This is a genomic window from Fibrobacterota bacterium, from assembly GCA_019509785.1.
GTDB lineage: Bacteria > Fibrobacterota > Fibrobacteria > UBA11236 > UBA11236 > Chersky-265.
Map to the genome: position 1 here is coordinate 41575 of JAEKLQ010000055.1, position 15807 is coordinate 57381.

Here is a 15807-nt window from a genome sequence, read left to right on the forward strand (position 1 = left end):
TATGGCGTCCCCGGCCACGACCCCGTTCGGGGGCCAGCGGCCGGACGAGGCCCCGTCCGGGTTACCGACGGCGGCCGCCGGCCCTAATCCCGGCTTCGCGAACAAAGGCGCTTGCGCCCATTGCGGCCAAATCCTGCTGCGGACCGATCTCGTTGGCCCGGAAGGCGAAGCCTTCTGCTGCGAGGGCTGCCGCGAAGTGAACGCCATCCTCGCCGCCGAACGCTGGGCGCCTTACCGGGAGCTGATGGGCCAGGGCGGGAAGCGCGCCCCGCGCGCCTGGATCGGGGAAGCCTACCGTACGCGCTTGGACGCCTTGGACGATCCCGTTCTGCTGGCGGGCTTGGGACGCTGGGAAGGGCGCAAGCATGCGGTGAATTTGCGCGCGCGCGACGTCACCTGCGCCGGCTGCGGCTTCCTGGTCGAGGCCCTGCTGCGCGAAAGCCCGGGCGTGGCCGCCTACGAAGTCGATTTCCTGCATGGCGAAGCCTACCTCGAATACGATGCGGACCAAACCTCTTTGCGCGCCCTGCTGGAAGGCTTGGCCCGTTTCGGCTATCGCCTGGAGCCGGTGGACGGGGAAAGCGAAGCCAAGCCGAAGCCCGATCGTTCGCTCTTGTACCGCATCGCCGTTTCGGCGTTCTGCTTCATGAACTCGATGGCCTTCGCGGCGGCGGTATATGCCGGCCTGCCGCGCGGAATGGCCCCGGGCTGGATCCGCGCCTTCGGCTGGGCCGGCTTCGCGGTGGCATTGCCGGCCGTAGCCTATGGCGCGCAACCCTTCTACCAAGGGGCTTGGCGCGCCTGGCGGGCGCGTCGTTTTAACGTGGATGTTACCGTAACACTGGGAATACTGACCGCCTTTGCGGCCTCGGCCCATGCCGCCTGGACCGGGCGCGGGGGCAACTTCTCCGATTCCCTGGCCGGCCTCGTCTTCTTCCTGTTGGCCGGGCGCTGGGCGGTCCGCCGCTTCGAGGCCGGACTGGCCCTGGAAGGCCGTTGGTTCGAGCGCCTCGCTCCCGGTTACGTCACCGTGCGCCGCGGAGGCGAACCCGTGCGCGTACCGGCCGCGGAGGCCCGCGCGGGCGAAAGCGTCGAAGTCGGGGCGGGCGAATACGCTCCCGTAGACGGAATTCTCGCCGCCGACGAGGCCTGGATGGACACGAGCCTTTTGACGGGCGAAAGCCGGGCCCGGCGCATATGCCGCGGCGAACGCGTCCTGGCCGGCTACCTGAATTTGAAAGGCCGCACCGTGTTACTGCTGACGGCTCCGGGCGGGCAGACGCGCATCGCCGGGTTGCGCCGCGATCTCGCCGCCCTTTCCGCCGGCCGCGGAGCCGTACCCGACGGCTCGGGAGCGGTCGCCAAGCGCTTCACTTGGGCCGTCGCCGCCTGCGCCCTGGCCGCCTTCTGCCTGCACTGGCGATCCGGCCCGCCCGCCGCCCTGGAGTCCGCCGCCAGCGTGTTCATCGTTTCCTGCGCATGCGCCCTGGCCCTCGCCGTGCCCATCAACCGCGGACTGGGGCTCAAGCGCGCCCGCGCCTTGGGCTTCCACTTCCGCGCCCAGGCCGCCCTGGAAGCCTTGCGCGGCGTCGGCTGCGTCCTTTTCGATAAGACCGGCACCCTGACGTTCACCCGCCGCACCGTGGCCGGCTGGGATTGGCTGGGCGCTTGGAAGGACGATGCCTCGTTGCAAGAGGCCGCCCTACTGTGCGTGCGCGCCGCGACCGCCGGCTCCTTGCATCCCGTGAGCCTGTCGGTGCAGGCGGCCCTGGAAATAATGCCCATGGACGGCTTGCGGGCGCTCTCCGCGCGCGAGCTCGCGCATTTCGGCGTGGTCGCCCGCGTGCCCGGTCCCGACGGCCGCGAGCGCGAAGTGTGCCTTTGCAAATACGGAGCCTGGAACGAGGCCGGCCCCTTCGCGGAACACGGTTATCCCGCACCCGCTTCGCCCCTGCCCGCCGCCGACGCCTGCGTTCTCATCGACGGGACCTTGGCCGCCCTGATCCGCTTCACCGAGGAAATCAAGCCGGAAGCCGCCCGCCTGATTGCGGCCCTGAAAGCAAGGGGCCTGGCGGTGGCCCTGCTCTCCGGGGACAATCCGGACAAGGTGCGCGCCTTCGCAGAGGCTTGCGGGATCGGGGAATGGCGGGCTTCGCTGGCCCCCGAGGCCAAGCGCGCGGCGGCGCAGGAGTACCGCCGGCGTTACGGGCGTTCGCTCTCGGTGGGCGACGGCTTCAACGACAGCCTTTTGTTCGGCTCCAGCGATTTGGCCATGGCCGTGGCCGGCGGGGCCGCCGATCGCCTGCCGGGGGTCGATATCCTCTCGACCGGGGATCGCCCCATGGCTTTGGCCTCCCTCTTCGCCCTCTCGGATGGCGTGGCCCGCGGCGTGCGCCGCGGTTATTGGGCGTCCGGCCTCTACAACGCGGGCGCCATCGCGGCGGCCCTGGCCGGTTGGGTAACGCCGCTCTTCGCCGCCGTGCTGATGCCGATCAGCGGACTTTCCCTGTGCCTAATCGCCTGGCTCACGATTCCGCGCCGCCCCTGAAAACCCGGCCCCAAAAGAAAAGACCCGCGTCCGCTCGCGGCGAACACGGGTCTTTTCCATAACGCGCGGAAGGATTCATTCCCTTCCGCGGAAAAAGCCGAATCCGGCCTAGCGGCCGATCCAGGGAACGGTCGCGACCACCTCGCCCTGCGTAGTCCGCACGCGGAGGCGATAGATCCCGGCCGCCGGCAATTGCGGCATGGCATGGGTCGCCGGGCCGGTCGCCGAGAAGCTCGCCACCACGCGGCCCTGGATGTCCAGGAACTCGGCGCGATGGGCGCCCGGCGCGGAGATGGAAAGGGAGCGGCGATCGAAGGAAAGCCAATCGGCACGGGAAGGCGTCGCGGCGGGCGCGAGCGCCGTCGGGAACAGGGCCGGATCCTTACAGGTTCCGGTATATTCGATCCGATTTACGGTGCCCTTGCCGTAATCCACGAAATAAATCATCCCGTCCGGTCCCTGCCTCACGTCCACGATGGTGGTCGGCCGGATGGAAGCCCAGATGACCGTATTGGCGGTGGTCTTCTCAGCGTTGGCATCCAGGGTCATGAGATGCCAGCCATAGGCGTCGCATCCCGTGATGAGCCATTTGCCGTCCAACTGCGGGGGCATCTGGCCGGCAGTGGTGATCCTGCCGTCATACCGGAATACAGGGCCGACCATGGCGCAGGCCTCGTTGCGGGCGAAGATGGGATCGGAAACCGGCGGCAAATTCACGACGCCTAGCTTCTTGATGTTCAGCGGGGCTGTCTTGGGATTGTCCGCCGAAATGGCCCCGGCGTTCCCGTACGCGGCGATGTTATACATATCCTCTTCGCCGGCGTAATACGGCCAACCCGCGAAGACGGGGGTCTTGAAGAGGTTGTACTCTTCCGAGACCCTGCCTTGGTCGGGGCCTACGTCACCCCACGCGACCCAACGGCGAATGGGATCCACGAACATGGTGTAGGCGTTACGCGTGCCCTTGATGTAAATCTCCGGCTTCACGATGCTGGTGTCCGCAAATTTGGCGGCGAGGGTGGCGTCGCCGCTCGCGGCATACTTGTCGTGGAAGTAGGCGCCAAAATTCCCGGCGGGAATGGAATAGCCTTTCGCCGATTCATCGGGATGGATGCGGATAACCCCGCCGCGCAGATCGGCGGTATTGCCGGGACCCTGATCGGTTTGCTGGTTATCGCCCACCGTCACCCAGAGATCATCGTACGAATCGAATTCCATGGCGCCGGCGGTATGCCAGGTCACGCTCTCCCGCTTTTGCTTGATGAGGACTTTCTCGGTGGTCATGTCCAGATGCGACATGTCCGAGGTCATCTTGATGCGGGAAATCCGCAGCGTAAGAGAATTGTCGCTTTCGGCGAAGGAGTAGTAGAAATAGATCCAAGGATTCGTGAGGAAGTCGTTGCGAGTCGCGATGCCCAAAAGGCCGTACTCGTTCTGCCGGAAATCCGCATTGATGAATCCGAGAGAATCGGTGGATCCGGTTTTGGCGTTGTAGCGCTTAACCGGCCCGCGTTTCTGGACGAAATACACGTCTACGGAACCATCCGCTTGCTTCGCGAAGGCCATCTTCAGAACGGTATTGCCGCCCGGATCCTGCGACGACGGGGGCGTAGGCGTCGTAGCCAAAACCTTCGACGTAAATTGCGCATCCGTCGCGGCACAACCATTATAAGTTCCGAGATCGACGGCCTGAACCCCCGCGGCCGCCAATCCAATCAAAAGGACAACTCCCCCCCGTTGCAATACCATGATCAATCTCTCCTTCCAATGGATGGGCCTGTAAAACCGAGTTTGGCCTAATATATCGTCGAACGACCCTGGCCGAGGGTAACTTCGCACTTAGGATTTGTACGGAATCGGCACAAAAAGGCAGTGTCGTACATTTAGGTTGATCCGGGTCTTGCTTTTTTTCGCATCAGGGAAAGAAAATTTTCACCGCGAATCGATTTCCGTTCCAGGCGAAGGAAAATCCCCTAGCGGGGGTAAGAGATTGCATAAATCCCGGGTTCGGGGCGATAATGGGGCGTCCGGTCCTTTCCCATGGAGGCGCTTTTTGGTCCAGATCCGTGAATACGCCCCAGGCGAACTCATAATCAGCGAAAACGATGCGGGAGAGGCGGCCTATTATATCGACTCCGGGAAGGTGGCGGTGTTCAAGATCGCTCCCGGCGGCCAAATCCATATTGCCCACCTGGGGCCGGGCGATATCTTCGGCGAAATGAGCATGGTGGACGATTCCCCGCGCAGCGCCAGCGTACGCGCGATTGAAGCCACCACGACTCGCGAGTTCCATCGTGACGATCTGTACGCAGCCATCCGCGAGAACCCGGCCATCTTCGCCACCTTCATGAAAAGCATCTTCAATCGCTTGCGCGAGGCCAACCGCATCATCGCGACCATGCCGATCCGGGCCGGCCAGGTCTCCACGACGGCTAATCTCAAGGACGACGAATACAAGGATGCCAAATTCAGCATCGAAGGTCTCACCCCGGAGGCCATGGCGGCCATACCGAACAATCCTTTCCCTATCAAAGGCTTTCCCTTCAAGATCGGCCGCAAAAGCAATGATCCTTTCGTATACAATCACCTGGAGCTGATCGATGGGGAGCCGGCCCAGATCGCGCGCCACCATGTCGCCCTCGTCTTCGACGGCATGCATTTAGGCGTGGTCGATCGCGGCAGCGAGCTGGGCGCTTCGGTGGATGGCGTACGCATCGGCGGCCGCAACGGGGCGGGCCCGGTCTATTTCAACGGGAAGGAAGGAATCCTGGTGTTGGGTTCCGAAGGCTCGCCATACAGCTATAAGATCAAGGTGGTCTGGTAGCCTTTTCCCGCGCGGGGGGCCTCCCCGGAAGCCCCGTCTCAATATACTTGCGTCCCGCGTTCCGCGATTTTTCATTCTTCGCTGTCCATTGGGCCGATACGCCCGGAGGGGCGAACGCCTCTTCCCTAGGCGCATCGAAACCTTCAGCAAGGATGAATAACATGCAGAATCGAATGATGAAATCGATCCTCGCCTCCGTAGTCGGATCCGTTTGCCTGACCGCGGCGGCCTACGCCGCCTCTTCGGGCTCGACTTCCGGATCGGCCACGAACGCGGCCACGAGTACTTCGGGAAGCTCGGCATCCGGCCAAACGGGAGCGGCCACCGGGTCCGCGGGTACGGGCGCCACGACGAACGGCGCGGCGACCAGCGCTACGACAACGCCGGGAGCGGCCGCATCGGGTACGGCCATGTCCGCGAAATATACCGACGCCGAGATCGTGGCCCTGGACATGACCATCGATGACAACGAAATCAAGGCGGCCCAAACCGCCGAGAAGAAAAAGATGGGCAAGGACGCCATGAAATTCGCGAAGATGCTCCTGAAACAGCATCGCGAAGACAGCAACAAGGTCTCCAAGCTGGCCAAGAAAGAGAACATCACCCCGTCCGAAACCGCCGCCAAGGTGCAAGAGCTGCGCGACAAGGGCGCCTCCGAACTCCAAGCCCTGGCCTCCAAGGACAGCATGGAGTTCGAGCAGGGCTACGTCAGCGCCATGGTACATGGGCACACCGATGCCTTAAGCCTGTTCGACGAGCATCTGGTCGCGGACGCCTCCAATCCCAAGCTGAAGAAGGAGATGGAGGAGGCCCGCAAGCACGTAGCCCATCATCTCGAGGAAGCCAGGCGCCTGCAAGGGGACCGGGCTTCCCGCTGAACGTCCAATAGCCCCATGCCCGACGCCGCGGAAAGCTCCCATCTTCCGGGTCTGGAGAGGGCCCTTCCCTACCACCATAAGGAGTGGGTCTTCCAACGCTTGGGCTGGGCGCTTCTGGCCCTGTTCCTGACCGCCGCCGGCACGGGCCTCTTGGGCCCGGGCGGCGTCTTCGCAGGCTCGTCCGGGCCGGACGCCTTCCGGGTTTCCTTCGATCGCTTCGGGCGACGCGAGGCCGCTCTCGGCTTCACCGCCGCTTGCCGCCCGCCCGCGGGCGGGCGCACCTTGCGCCTTGCCTTTTCGGAAGCATGCCTCCGCGACGCGGAGATCCAATGGATGCGGCCCCAACCCGACACTTCGGTGGCCGTGGAACATGGCGGGCTTACTTACGTCTTCCGACGCGATCCGGATGCGGAAGAGATCGAAATCGCCTGGTCCCTCAAGCCCCAATTCGCCGGGACGCGCGCATGCCATATCGCAACCGAAGGCGCCTACGCCGATTTCAGGCAATGGATCTGGCCCTGACGTTTCGCCGGCCGGATCCGGGCCCCATTACGTCAGGGACTTTTATGCATTCATCCGATCTCAGCGCCAGGGGGTAGCGCTTGGAACAAATCCTACGCACCTTCGCCATCTACGGCTTCCTGATGGTCGTCTTCCGCTTTTCGGGGAAGCGCACCCTCAAGGACATCACCGTGTTCGACTTCATCCTGCTGTTGGTGCTGAGCGAAGGAGTACAACAAGCCCTGACCAGCAACGATTATTCCACTATGAACGCGTGGGTCATCATCGCGACCTTCGTCTCCTTGGACATCGGCATGTCGCTTTTGAAGCGGAGCTTCCCGTGGCTGGACCGCGTGATGGACGGCGAGCCGCTGATCATCGTACGCGACGGCGTAGCCTTGGAGAAACGCATGGCCAAGGAACGCATCGGCATGGACGATGTCCTGGAGGCCGCGCGGCAGAACGGCCTGGAGAGCCTTTCGCAAATCAAATACGCGGTTCTGGAGCGCAACGGCGCCATCTCCATCATCCGGGCATGAAGGGCTTGATGTCGGCATCCATTCCGGATCGGTAAAGGACCGTTCCGGATGGACGGGCCCGCGAACCCCTTTCGTAGGGGCCTTCCGCCATTTTAATTCGGTATAGGGGGAGGAACTTTCATAGACCCGCTCTCCCGGAGGTCGTACGCATGCTAGGCATTTCCATCTTGTTCCTGATTCTGGCCGTCGGTTCGGCCCTGCTCGGATTCGCCGGACTCATCACGGGCGCCTTGGTCGGCATCGCCAAGGTGCTCTTCTTCCTATTTCTCGTACTCTGGCTCGTCACCTGGATCGGAGGCCGCCGACGCAGGGTGATTTAGCCGGGGCGGGAAGAGTCGCCGTTCGCGGTCCTCCCCGGGCCGCGCTTTCGCTTTGACGCAGGAGGGCCCCATGCCCATCGGAAAGTCCGATCAAGAAACGCAGGACATCGTACAAATCCTGATCGCCTGCGCACGGGAGTGCCGGCTCTGCGCCCAGGCATGCCAAGACGAAGAAGAGGCAGCGCCGCTCGACGCCTGCATCAGGCTCAGCCAGGATTGCGCGGACATCTGCGCCCTGGGGGCCGACTTGCTGCGGCGCCGCTCGATATTCCACTCACGCCTGCAGGGTTTATGCGCCGAGGCATGCGAAGCCTGCGCCGAAGAATGCGCCCGGCATCCGGCCTTGGAGCAGTGCCGGGAATGCGAAGAGGCGTGCCGCCATTGCGCGGAAGCCTGCCGCGACCCTTCAGAAGCCTTGGCATAGCTTTACGCATCGGCCCGCAAAGGGCCGGTGTTTCCTTATATTTTGGTCGCGAAAAAACTTTCCTCGGAAAAAAGCCGGAAAATTTTCCGGGAAAACTCCGGAAAAGGAGACCCGATGCGTCTTTGGCCCGTTTTGTTGCTCGCCGCGGCTTCCTTTGCCTCGGCGCAGGGACTCTCGCCGGAAGGCTGGTGGAAAACCGTGGACGATAAGACCGGCCGGGTCAAATCCATCGTCCACATCACCCGGGGAGGCGATACCCTGAGCGGCAAGATCGAGAAGTTGTTCCGGCGGCCGGAGGAAATCCAGGATCCGGTATGTATCAAGTGCTCTGGGGAACGCAAGGATAAGCGCATCGTGGGAATGACAATCATGTGGGGGCTGCATCCCTCGGGGGCCGGCTGGGACGGCGGATCGGTTTTGGATCCGGCCAACGGAAAGGTGTATAGTTGCAAGCTTTCCTTATCCGAAGACAGCCAATCCTTGACGGTCCGCGGATACCTCGGCTTCTCGCTTTTAGGCCGGAGCCAGACCTGGAAAAGAGTCCTTCCCGAAGAGGTAGGAAAAGCGGTCGTCCCCGGCTCTTGAAACGGCACCGCATTTGCTAAATAGTTCCGTGCCTTCCGCGTGGAGGGTGTAACCTTTATCTGGAGTTGCTATGAACACCCGCAAAATCGCTTACCTCGTTCTGTCCGCCAGCATTGCCGCTTCCTCCGTTTTCGCCGCCGGCGCTGACAAGGCCTGCATGAAAAAGGCCAAGGAAGACTACAACATGTCCGTCAAGGCCTGTAAGGACAAGACCGGCGCGGACAAGAAGGCTTGCAAGAAGGACGCGAAGGCCGCCTACACCACGGCTAAGGACGCCTGCAAGGCTCCCGCCGCCGCCCCGGCCCCCGCTGCCGACGCTCCTGCCGCCCCCGCTGGCGACGCCAAGTAAGGTCTTCGCCGGGCCGGCTTGCCGGCCCGGCGATAACCGATTTGGGCAACCCGTATGCCTCAAATGGTGCATCGGGATCCGCCGCCCAAACGCTCCCGCTCCCGTACAGTCTCGAATCCCGGGAAGGAAATACACCGGGCGGGACTCGAACCCACGGCCAATTGTTTAGAAAACAACTGCTCTATCCAACTGAGCTACCGGTGCAAGGGAAGGGTTGGAAATCTAAGTAATCCCCTTGCCTCTGTCCTCTAAACGACAGCCCGGCCGATCAGGTCCGGAAACGGCTGGTCACCCCCATTTCCGGCGGCTAACTTCTTCCCATGGGCCAAGACCAAGCTTACTATCGGGCCATGCTGGCGCGCGATGCGCGCTTCGATGGCAAGTTCTTCGTGGGCGTGAAGACCACGGGCATCTACTGCCGTCCCGTTTGCCCCGCCCGGCCCAAGCGCCGCAACGTCGAGTTCTTCCCCGATGCGCGCTCCGCCGAAAACGCGGGCTACCGGCCATGCCTTCGCTGTCGTCCCGAAGCCGCGCCCGATTCGGCCGCCTGGAACGGATCATCGGCCTTGGTCCAACGGGCCCTTAGGGCCCTGGCCGAAAGCGGACACGAGGGCGTGGGCGAAGAGGCCTTCGCGGCCCGCTTCGGGCTGGGAGCGCGCCAACTGCGCCGCGTATTCCTCGCCGAAGTGGGCAAGACCCCGGCCCGCATCGCCGCCGATCGCCGTCTGGACTTCGCCCGCAAGCTCATCGCCGAAACCGGTTTGCCCATGGCCCGCATCGCGGGGTCGGCGGGCTTCGCTTCCGTGCGGCGCTTCAACGCCGCCATCCGCGAACGTTTCCGGCGTTCGCCCACGGAAATGCGCCGGCACCGGCGCGGCGCATCCGAAAGCGAAGGCGTGGAACTAAGCCTGCCTTTTCGTCCTCCCTTCGATTGGGACGCGTCCCTGGACTATTACCGCTCCCATGCCATCGACGGACTTGAGGCCTTTTCCGAAGGGGCTTACGAACGCCTCTTCCGATTCGGGTCCGGTCCGGCCGGGCATCTGCGCGTGAGCCTGGGGACCGGCGCGAAACTGCGTTTGCAAGTGCGCGGCGGCGACGTGGCCGATCTCGGACGCGCCGCGCGGGCGGTGCGGCGCATGTTCGATCTGGATGCCGATCCGGCCGAGGTGGCCGCGGCCTTCGCGGGCGCGCCCGGGCTTGATCGCCTGCTACGCCTGCGGCCGGGGCTGCGGGCGCCGCGGGGATGGGACGCTTTCGAGACCGCGGTTTGCGCGGTGTTGGGTCAATTGGTGAGCATCCCCCAGGCCAACCGCCTCATCGCCCAATTGATCGAGGCTTACGGGGAACCGGTCGCGCATCCCCTGGGTGGAACGGCGCGGTTGTTCCCGCGTCCCGAGTCCTTGGCCGATTCCGATCTCGCGCGCGTGGGCACGACCGGCGCGCGCAAGGCCGCGCTGCGGGAACTCGCGGCGCGGGTGGCGGCGGGGAATTTGTCCTTCTCCAGCGCCCAGGATCCGATCGCATTCCGGGCGTCCCTGCGATCCATCAAGGGCATCGGGCCGTGGACCGCCGAATACGTGAGCCTGCGGGCCCTGGGCGACGTCGATGCCTTCCCGGCGGCGGACCTGGTACTGCAACGCGCGATCGCATCCGATCCCGGCTTGGATCCGGAGCGGGTGCGGCCCTGGCGCGGCTACGCGGCCGCGCATCTATGGCGCGCCTGGACCTTGGCGCGCAGAGGGGAGAATCCATGACCTTGCTCAAGAAACGTTTTCCGACTCCTACGGGAGAAATGACCTTGGTCGCGCATGCGCGGGCCTTGGTGGGTTTGGTTTGGGACGAAAGCGAGTTGCCGCGTTTGGGCCTGGCTGCGGCAGAGCCCGGGGCGAACGCGCCTTTGGACGAGGGCGCGCGCCAGCTCCAAGAATATTTCGCGGGGAAACGCACGCGATTCGATTTGCCCCTCGATCCCGCGGGATCGGAATTCCAACGATCGGTTTGGGACCGATTGCGGGAAATTCCTTTCGGAACCACTTGGAGTTACCGGGAGCTGGCTTCGCGCGTGGGCAACCCCGGCGCGGCCCGCGCGGTCGGCTCCGCCAACGGCCGCAATCCCCTATGCATCCTGATCCCATGCCATCGCGTGGTCAGGGCTTCCGGCGATCTCGGCGGGTATGCGGGAGGGACGGAGCGAAAGGCTTTCCTGATCGAGCTGGAGGGCTCCGCGGCCAGGACCTGAGCGGCGGCTCAGGTCGCGCGAAGCGTATTCAACCTACGCCGGGCGTATCCGAACCGGCGGCCGGAACCCAACTCCAGTCCCATCCCGCGCGACCGGCTTGGGCTTCGTTCACCGCGCGCGCCAAGGCGCTTTCGCATTTGCGCAGGAACTGCACGTGGGTCTCCCCCAGGGAGCAATCCTTGCGCACGACGAAAACCTCCTTCTCGGCTTCGATGACCCCGTGCAAGTAAGGCGCCGGCATCCAACGCGCGTAAAAGACGATCATGGAATCGAGGGTCGCGAAGGTCGGCAACGCGGAATGGCCGTCCAACGGGAACGGCGTCGGGATATCCACCATGCTTGGAAGTATCGGGCCGGCGCCCGCTTCGGTCCAGGGGCTACGCGACTGATACGGAGGCCCCATCCCCCAAGGGACGCCAACTCCCCGAAAAGCCCATAGGGTTAAATTGCTATATTGTCATGCCGCCCCAGACGAGGAAATCCGATGAAATTCGACCCCACCCAAATCCTGTTTTTCGCGGCCATGATCGGCATCCTCTACTTCATGATCTTCCTGCCGAAGAAAAAGGAGCAACAGGCCTTCACCAAGATGATACAATCGCTTAAGAAGGGCGATCGGGTGATGACCCAGTCCGGGATGTACGGCGAAGTAGCCGCCATCAAAGGCGACATCGTGACCCTGGAATTCCACGACGGCGTGCGTATCGACTTCAACAAGACGGCCATCTCCAAGGCAGTGGAGGAAAAAGCCGAGGCCAAGGCCTGACGCCGCGGGCCCGCGAGGATAACCCCATGGTGCTTCCCATCTATTTGTACGGCCAAAAGGTCCTGCGCAAGCGGGCCACCGAGGTGGCCAAGGTAACCCCAGAGCTGGCCAAGCTCGCCGACGACATGCTCGAGACCATGTACCATTCCAACGGCATCGGGCTGGCCGCCCCCCAGGTCGGGCGCAGCATCCGACTGATCGTGGTGGACGTGGCGGGCGAGGAAGAGGAAAAGCATCCTTACTTCCTCTTCAATCCCGCCGTGAAGGATAGCAAGGGCGAGATCGCCGCCGAGGAAGGTTGCTTGTCGGTGCCGGGAGTATGGGCCGACGTCGAGCGCCCCGAAACCATCACGGTGGAATACCTGGACAAGAACGGCAAGCGCCAGGTGCTGAAGAACATCGATGGGCTTTTGGCCCGTTGCATCCAGCACGAGATCGATCACCTGAACGGTGTCCTTTTCGTCGATAAGATCTCGGCCACCGATCGGACCTTGAATGACGGCAAGCTGAAGAAGATCTCCAAGGAATCGAAGACCGTTCCGGCGTGAACGCCCGCCTTTCCTTTTCCATCCAGACCGGGATGGCGGCCGCGGCGCTCCTCTTCGGTTGCGCTTCCGCCCCGGTGGCCCCGGTCAGGCCCGCCTCCGCCAAAGCCAAGGCCGCGCCCACGGAGCCCGGCCGCTACGAAGGCGCCTGGTCCTCCGTTCCCGCATCCGAACTCCCCTTCCCCGAAGCGCAGGATACCCTGAGCTGGGACTTGCCCGCGGAGGCCGAATCCGGACTCGCCGGCGACTCCGCCCGTCCGCGAACTTGGGCTCCCGCATTGCCTCCCGTCTCCCGGCCCGAAGGCATCCGCCAACGGCCCCGGCCCAGGGATCTTCCCGATCGCGTCCACGTCCTATTGGCCCGTTCGCCGAAGCCGTACTCCCTATACACCTTGGGCGACGTGCAGATCATGGCGGAGATCCCCGCGGAGAAAGACAAAGGCCTCGCGCTCACGCGTCTGGCCCGGCTCAAAGGCCGCTTCGTGATCCACCGCTCCGGGGGGGCCTTCGCGGTGGAGCAGGCGGGTAAGACCGTGGCGACCTCGCCGGCCCGCCGGCTGCGGGTCATCTCCCTCAATCCCTACAACCTGATCGATATGGGGCCGGGCGTGTACCGCGGGGGCATGCACCTCATCGCCGAGGCCGACGGGGACGTGCTGGCGGTGAACGTCGTGGGCGTGGAGGATTACCTGCGCGGCGTGCTGCCCTACGAGATGGGCAAGGTCGATCGCGATGCGCTGGAGGCGCTCAAGGCCCAGGCGATCGTGGCGCGCACCTATGCCTACAAGCGCATGCTCGGCGCCCGCAACGCCGAATTCCATCTGCATAGCGACGTCCAGGATCAGGTTTACAAGGGCGTGCGCGGCGAATACCTGATGTCGGATCGCGCGGTGTGGGAAACGCGCGGGATGGCGGTTATGCATTCCGATACCCTGGCCCTCTGCTATTACTTCTCGACCTGCGGCGGGCGCACCGCCAGCAAGCACGAAGTCTGGGGCGGAGACAGCATCCCGTACCTGGTCTCGCGGCCGGATACCGATGGCTTGGGCGAGCCCTGGTGCCAAGCCTCCAAGTACATGGCCTGGACCCAGGAATGGACGCGCCCCCAGTTGGCGGCCATCTTGAAGCGCAATCTGCATTCGGCCGGCGTGGCCGATTTCCCCGCCTTCACGGGAGTCCAAGGCATGGCGATTTCCCAGCGGGCCACCTGCGGCCGGGCGCGGATCCTGAACATCGCGACCGAAAGGGGCGCCATTCTCGTGAAGGGCGATAAGACGCGTTGGGCCCTGCGGCCGCCGGGCGGGGAGGACAAGATCCTCCCGAGCGCATGGTTCACGCTCAAGACCGAGGGGAATAAGATTACCGCGCAAGGAAAGGGCTTCGGGCACGGGGTGGGATTATGCCAATCGGGAGCGATGGGCCGGGCCCGATCCAATCAGAACTTCGTGGAGATCATCCGCGCCTACTACCAAGGCGTAGACGTGGTCGAGTTCAGATAACCCATATAAGCGACGAGCGTGGAGTTGCGAAGCAACTCCTAGTGAGAAGCCATTTCAGCCTCCGCCAAGGAATTTCACGATTTCCACCTCGTCCCCTTCGGCGAGAAGGGTCGTGGCCCAAACCGCTTTGGCCGGGACCTTGCGATTCAATTCGATGACCACCTGTTCGGGCTTGAGGCGGTACGACGCCACCAACCCCTCTACGGTGATCCCATCGTCCAGGCGGGTTTCTTGGCCGTTCACTTTAACGCGCATAAGGCCGAAAAAGATAGCAAGCCGGCGGTAAGGCTATCCAGCTTCAAAATAGGGCAACCATTCTCGCATCGTCTCTCGCGCGAACGTATTTTCCCGGTATGCGAACCGTGGAAACGCACACCGACGCCTGGGGAATCGAAGCCGGATTCAATGATGCGTTCGAACGCTGGCGCGACACCCCGGAAGCGACCCGGCTGGCATTGCGGTCGGCCATGGGCCAGGAACCCTTGGAAATCGCGGAGCCTTGGACCCCGCATGCCCTGGAACCCTGTCCCGAGCCCGCCCGCGCGTGGGGCTGGGCGGTGCAAGTCTATGCACTGCGATCGCGCGGAAGCTGGGGCATCGGCGATCTCGCCGATTTGCGCCGCCTGGGCCAATGGTCGGCGGCACGCGGCGCCGGCTTCCTCCAGATAAGCCCGCTGGGAGCCACCCAGGTCGTTCCCCCGTTGGAAGCCAGCCCGTACTGCCCGTCATCCCGGCGTTACTTCTCCCCCTTGTACCTGCGCATCGAGGAAGTCCCCGGCGCCCAACGCGCCGCCGTCCGTTGGGCCGCCTTGGCCGAGCGCGGGCACGCGCTCAACTCGGCGCCTTTGATCGATCGCGATGCGGTCTTCGCCCTGAAGATGGAGGCCCTGGAAGCCTTGTGGGCCGAATTCAAGGCGAGCGCGCCGGAACGGGAGGCCTTCGCCCTTTTCGTGGTGGAGTCGGGGCAAAGCTTGCGCGAGTACGCCATCCATTGCGCGCTTGCCGAAAGCCTGGGACCCAATTGGAAGGAGTGGCCTCCGGCCTACCGGCATCCCGCGGCCCCCGCGGTCGCGCATTTCGCCGCCGAGCACGTCGAGCGCATCGCCTTCCACGAATGGATCCAGTGGCTGTTGGATCTGCAATTGGACGAAGCCAACCAGGCCCTGCCTTTGATGCAAGACCTGCCCATCGGGTTCGATCCCGGCGGCGCCGATGCCTGGGCCTGGCAGGACCTTCTGGCCTTCGGCGCTTCGGTGGGAGCGCCGCCCGATCTCTTCAACACCCGCGGCCAGGATTGGGGGTTGCCGCCGTTCATCCCCCATCGCCTGAAGGCCGCCGGGTACGGCCCCCTCCGGGAAACGATCCACGCCCTTTTGAAACATGCCGGAGGACTGCGTATCGATCACGTGATGGGGCTTTTCCATCTGTACTGGATCCCCAAGGGAATGGGTCCGGACCGGGGCGCTTTCGTGCGCTATGACCATGAGGAATTGCTTGCCGTGATCGCGGAGGAGTGCCGACGCGCGGGGGCCTTCGCGGTGGGCGAGGACCTGGGGACGGTCGACCCGTGGGTGCGCGAACGCCTTAAGGCCTGGGGGTTGCTCGGCAGCAAGGTGTTATGGTTCGAATCCGATCCGCCCGGCGACTGGCCGCGCTCTGCGCTGGCCTCGGTCAGCACCCACGACTTGCCCACCTTAGCCGGCCACCTGACCGGGCGCGATCGGGCCGAGCAGGCATCCCTTGGGCTCAGATCCGATCCTTTGGCCAGCCAGGCCGCTTCCGATCGT

Annotated in this window: 18 protein-coding genes and 1 tRNA gene; 15 read left to right on the top strand and 4 right to left on the bottom strand. The window is 64.1% G+C overall.

Features of this window, described 5'->3' with window-relative positions; all coding sequences use genetic code 11:
- Position 1: 1 nt before the first annotated feature.
- Positions 2–2548: a cation-translocating P-type ATPase gene (locus tag JF616_16825; protein MBW8889422.1), complete on the top strand. Its 2547-nt coding sequence runs from the start codon at positions 2–4 to the stop codon at positions 2546–2548.
- 108 nt (positions 2549–2656) lie between these two features.
- Here the strand turns inward: JF616_16825 and JF616_16830 are convergent, their stop codons facing one another.
- Complete coding sequence (locus tag JF616_16830; protein MBW8889423.1) at positions 2657–4174, bottom strand: PQQ-dependent sugar dehydrogenase; 1518 nt, start codon at positions 4172–4174, stop codon at positions 2657–2659.
- Between the two features lie 427 nt (positions 4175–4601).
- Between JF616_16830 and JF616_16835 the strand changes: the two genes are divergently transcribed.
- The 8 genes from JF616_16835 (at position 4602) to JF616_16870 (ending at position 8968) form a co-directional block, all read left to right on the top strand.
- Positions 4602–5372 carry a cyclic nucleotide-binding domain-containing protein gene (locus JF616_16835; protein ID MBW8889424.1) on the top strand — a complete coding sequence of 257 codons (771 nt, stop codon included), beginning with the start codon at positions 4602–4604 and terminating at the stop codon, positions 5370–5372.
- Between the two features lie 161 nt (positions 5373–5533).
- On the top strand, positions 5534–6250 hold the full coding sequence (locus tag JF616_16840) for a DUF4142 domain-containing protein (protein MBW8889425.1): 717 nt from the start codon (positions 5534–5536) through the stop codon (positions 6248–6250).
- Between the two features lie 15 nt (positions 6251–6265).
- The gene (locus JF616_16845) at positions 6266–6772 is read left to right on the top strand and encodes a hypothetical protein (protein ID MBW8889426.1); all 507 of its coding nucleotides are present in this window, start codon (positions 6266–6268) and stop codon (positions 6770–6772) included.
- Between the two features lie 80 nt (positions 6773–6852).
- A complete protein-coding gene (locus tag JF616_16850; protein MBW8889427.1) occupies positions 6853–7290 on the top strand; it encodes a DUF421 domain-containing protein in 438 nt (145 codons plus the stop codon).
- A 149-nt stretch (positions 7291–7439) separates the two neighbouring features.
- Positions 7440–7610, top strand: a complete 171-nt coding sequence (locus JF616_16855) for a DUF1328 domain-containing protein (protein MBW8889428.1) — start codon at positions 7440–7442, stop codon at positions 7608–7610.
- Positions 7611–7680: 70 nt separating this feature from the next.
- Positions 7681–8034, top strand: a complete 354-nt coding sequence (locus JF616_16860) for a four-helix bundle copper-binding protein (GenBank protein ID MBW8889429.1) — start codon at positions 7681–7683, stop codon at positions 8032–8034.
- A gap of 114 nt (positions 8035–8148) precedes the next feature.
- Entirely contained in the window at positions 8149–8619 is a 471-nt protein-coding gene (locus JF616_16865; protein ID MBW8889430.1) for a DUF2147 domain-containing protein, read from the top strand.
- Between the two features lie 70 nt (positions 8620–8689).
- A complete protein-coding gene (locus JF616_16870) occupies positions 8690–8968 on the top strand; it encodes a hypothetical protein (GenBank protein MBW8889431.1) in 279 nt (92 codons plus the stop codon).
- A 130-nt stretch (positions 8969–9098) separates the two neighbouring features.
- Here the strand turns inward: JF616_16870 and JF616_16875 are convergent.
- Positions 9099–9172, bottom strand: a tRNA-Arg gene (locus JF616_16875).
- 116 nt (positions 9173–9288) lie between these two features.
- Between JF616_16875 and JF616_16880 the strand changes: the two genes are divergently transcribed.
- Positions 9289–10725 (top strand): DNA-3-methyladenine glycosylase 2 family protein, encoded by a 1437-nt coding sequence (locus tag JF616_16880; GenBank protein MBW8889432.1) that lies wholly within the window; start codon positions 9289–9291, stop codon positions 10723–10725.
- A complete protein-coding gene (locus tag JF616_16885) occupies positions 10722–11210 on the top strand; it encodes a methylated-DNA--[protein]-cysteine S-methyltransferase (protein MBW8889433.1) in 489 nt (162 codons plus the stop codon). The genes JF616_16880 and JF616_16885 overlap by 4 nt, the downstream gene beginning before the upstream one ends.
- A 28-nt stretch (positions 11211–11238) precedes the next feature.
- On the opposite strand, the gene JF616_16890 is transcribed toward JF616_16885, so the two are convergent.
- The gene (locus JF616_16890; protein ID MBW8889434.1) at positions 11239–11547 is read right to left on the bottom strand and encodes a hypothetical protein; all 309 of its coding nucleotides are present in this window, start codon (positions 11545–11547) and stop codon (positions 11239–11241) included.
- A 147-nt stretch (positions 11548–11694) separates the two neighbouring features.
- On the opposite strand from JF616_16890, the gene yajC reads away from it, so the two are divergent.
- From yajC to JF616_16905, 3 genes are read left to right on the top strand one after another with little or no spacing between them, the layout of a single operon-like run.
- The gene (yajC, locus tag JF616_16895) at positions 11695–11976 is read left to right on the top strand and encodes a preprotein translocase subunit YajC (protein ID MBW8889435.1); all 282 of its coding nucleotides are present in this window, start codon (positions 11695–11697) and stop codon (positions 11974–11976) included.
- A 26-nt stretch (positions 11977–12002) separates the two neighbouring features.
- Positions 12003–12524, top strand: a complete 522-nt coding sequence (gene def / locus JF616_16900) for a peptide deformylase (GenBank protein MBW8889436.1) — start codon at positions 12003–12005, stop codon at positions 12522–12524.
- Positions 12521–14020: a SpoIID/LytB domain-containing protein gene (locus tag JF616_16905; protein MBW8889437.1), complete on the top strand. Its 1500-nt coding sequence runs from the start codon at positions 12521–12523 to the stop codon at positions 14018–14020. Before def ends, JF616_16905 begins: the two co-directional genes overlap by 4 nt.
- Positions 14021–14074: 54 nt before the next feature.
- Here JF616_16905 and thiS read toward each other — a convergent pair whose 3' ends face one another.
- Positions 14075–14263 (bottom strand): sulfur carrier protein ThiS, encoded by a 189-nt coding sequence (gene thiS / locus JF616_16910; protein ID MBW8889438.1) that lies wholly within the window; start codon positions 14261–14263, stop codon positions 14075–14077.
- 119 nt (positions 14264–14382) lie between these two features.
- On the opposite strand from thiS, the gene malQ reads away from it, so the two are divergent.
- Positions 14383–15807 (top strand): 4-alpha-glucanotransferase (gene malQ / locus JF616_16915; protein MBW8889439.1); only part of this gene is annotated, 1425 nt, incomplete at its 3' end.

Excerpts from the sequence above, each read along its gene's own strand:
- JF616_16825 (MBW8889422.1), top strand. The coding sequence starts at position 2 with ATGGCGTCCCCGGCCACGACCCCGTTCGGGGGCCAGCGGCCGGACGAG.
- JF616_16840 (MBW8889425.1), top strand. The coding sequence starts at position 5,534 with ATGCAGAATCGAATGATGAAATCGATCCTCGCCTCCGTAGTCGGATCC.
- JF616_16845 (MBW8889426.1), top strand. The coding sequence starts at position 6,266 with ATGCCCGACGCCGCGGAAAGCTCCCATCTTCCGGGTCTGGAGAGGGCC.
- JF616_16855 (MBW8889428.1), top strand. The coding sequence starts at position 7,440 with ATGCTAGGCATTTCCATCTTGTTCCTGATTCTGGCCGTCGGTTCGGCC.
- JF616_16860 (MBW8889429.1), top strand. The coding sequence starts at position 7,681 with ATGCCCATCGGAAAGTCCGATCAAGAAACGCAGGACATCGTACAAATC.
- JF616_16865 (MBW8889430.1), top strand. The coding sequence starts at position 8,149 with ATGCGTCTTTGGCCCGTTTTGTTGCTCGCCGCGGCTTCCTTTGCCTCG.
- JF616_16870 (MBW8889431.1), top strand. The coding sequence starts at position 8,690 with ATGAACACCCGCAAAATCGCTTACCTCGTTCTGTCCGCCAGCATTGCC.
- JF616_16880 (MBW8889432.1), top strand. The coding sequence starts at position 9,289 with ATGGGCCAAGACCAAGCTTACTATCGGGCCATGCTGGCGCGCGATGCG.
- JF616_16885 (MBW8889433.1), top strand. The coding sequence starts at position 10,722 with ATGACCTTGCTCAAGAAACGTTTTCCGACTCCTACGGGAGAAATGACC.
- JF616_16890 (MBW8889434.1), bottom strand. The coding sequence starts at position 11,547 with ATGGTGGATATCCCGACGCCGTTCCCGTTGGACGGCCATTCCGCGTTG.
- yajC (MBW8889435.1), top strand. The coding sequence starts at position 11,695 with ATGAAATTCGACCCCACCCAAATCCTGTTTTTCGCGGCCATGATCGGC.
- def (MBW8889436.1), top strand. The coding sequence starts at position 12,003 with ATGGTGCTTCCCATCTATTTGTACGGCCAAAAGGTCCTGCGCAAGCGG.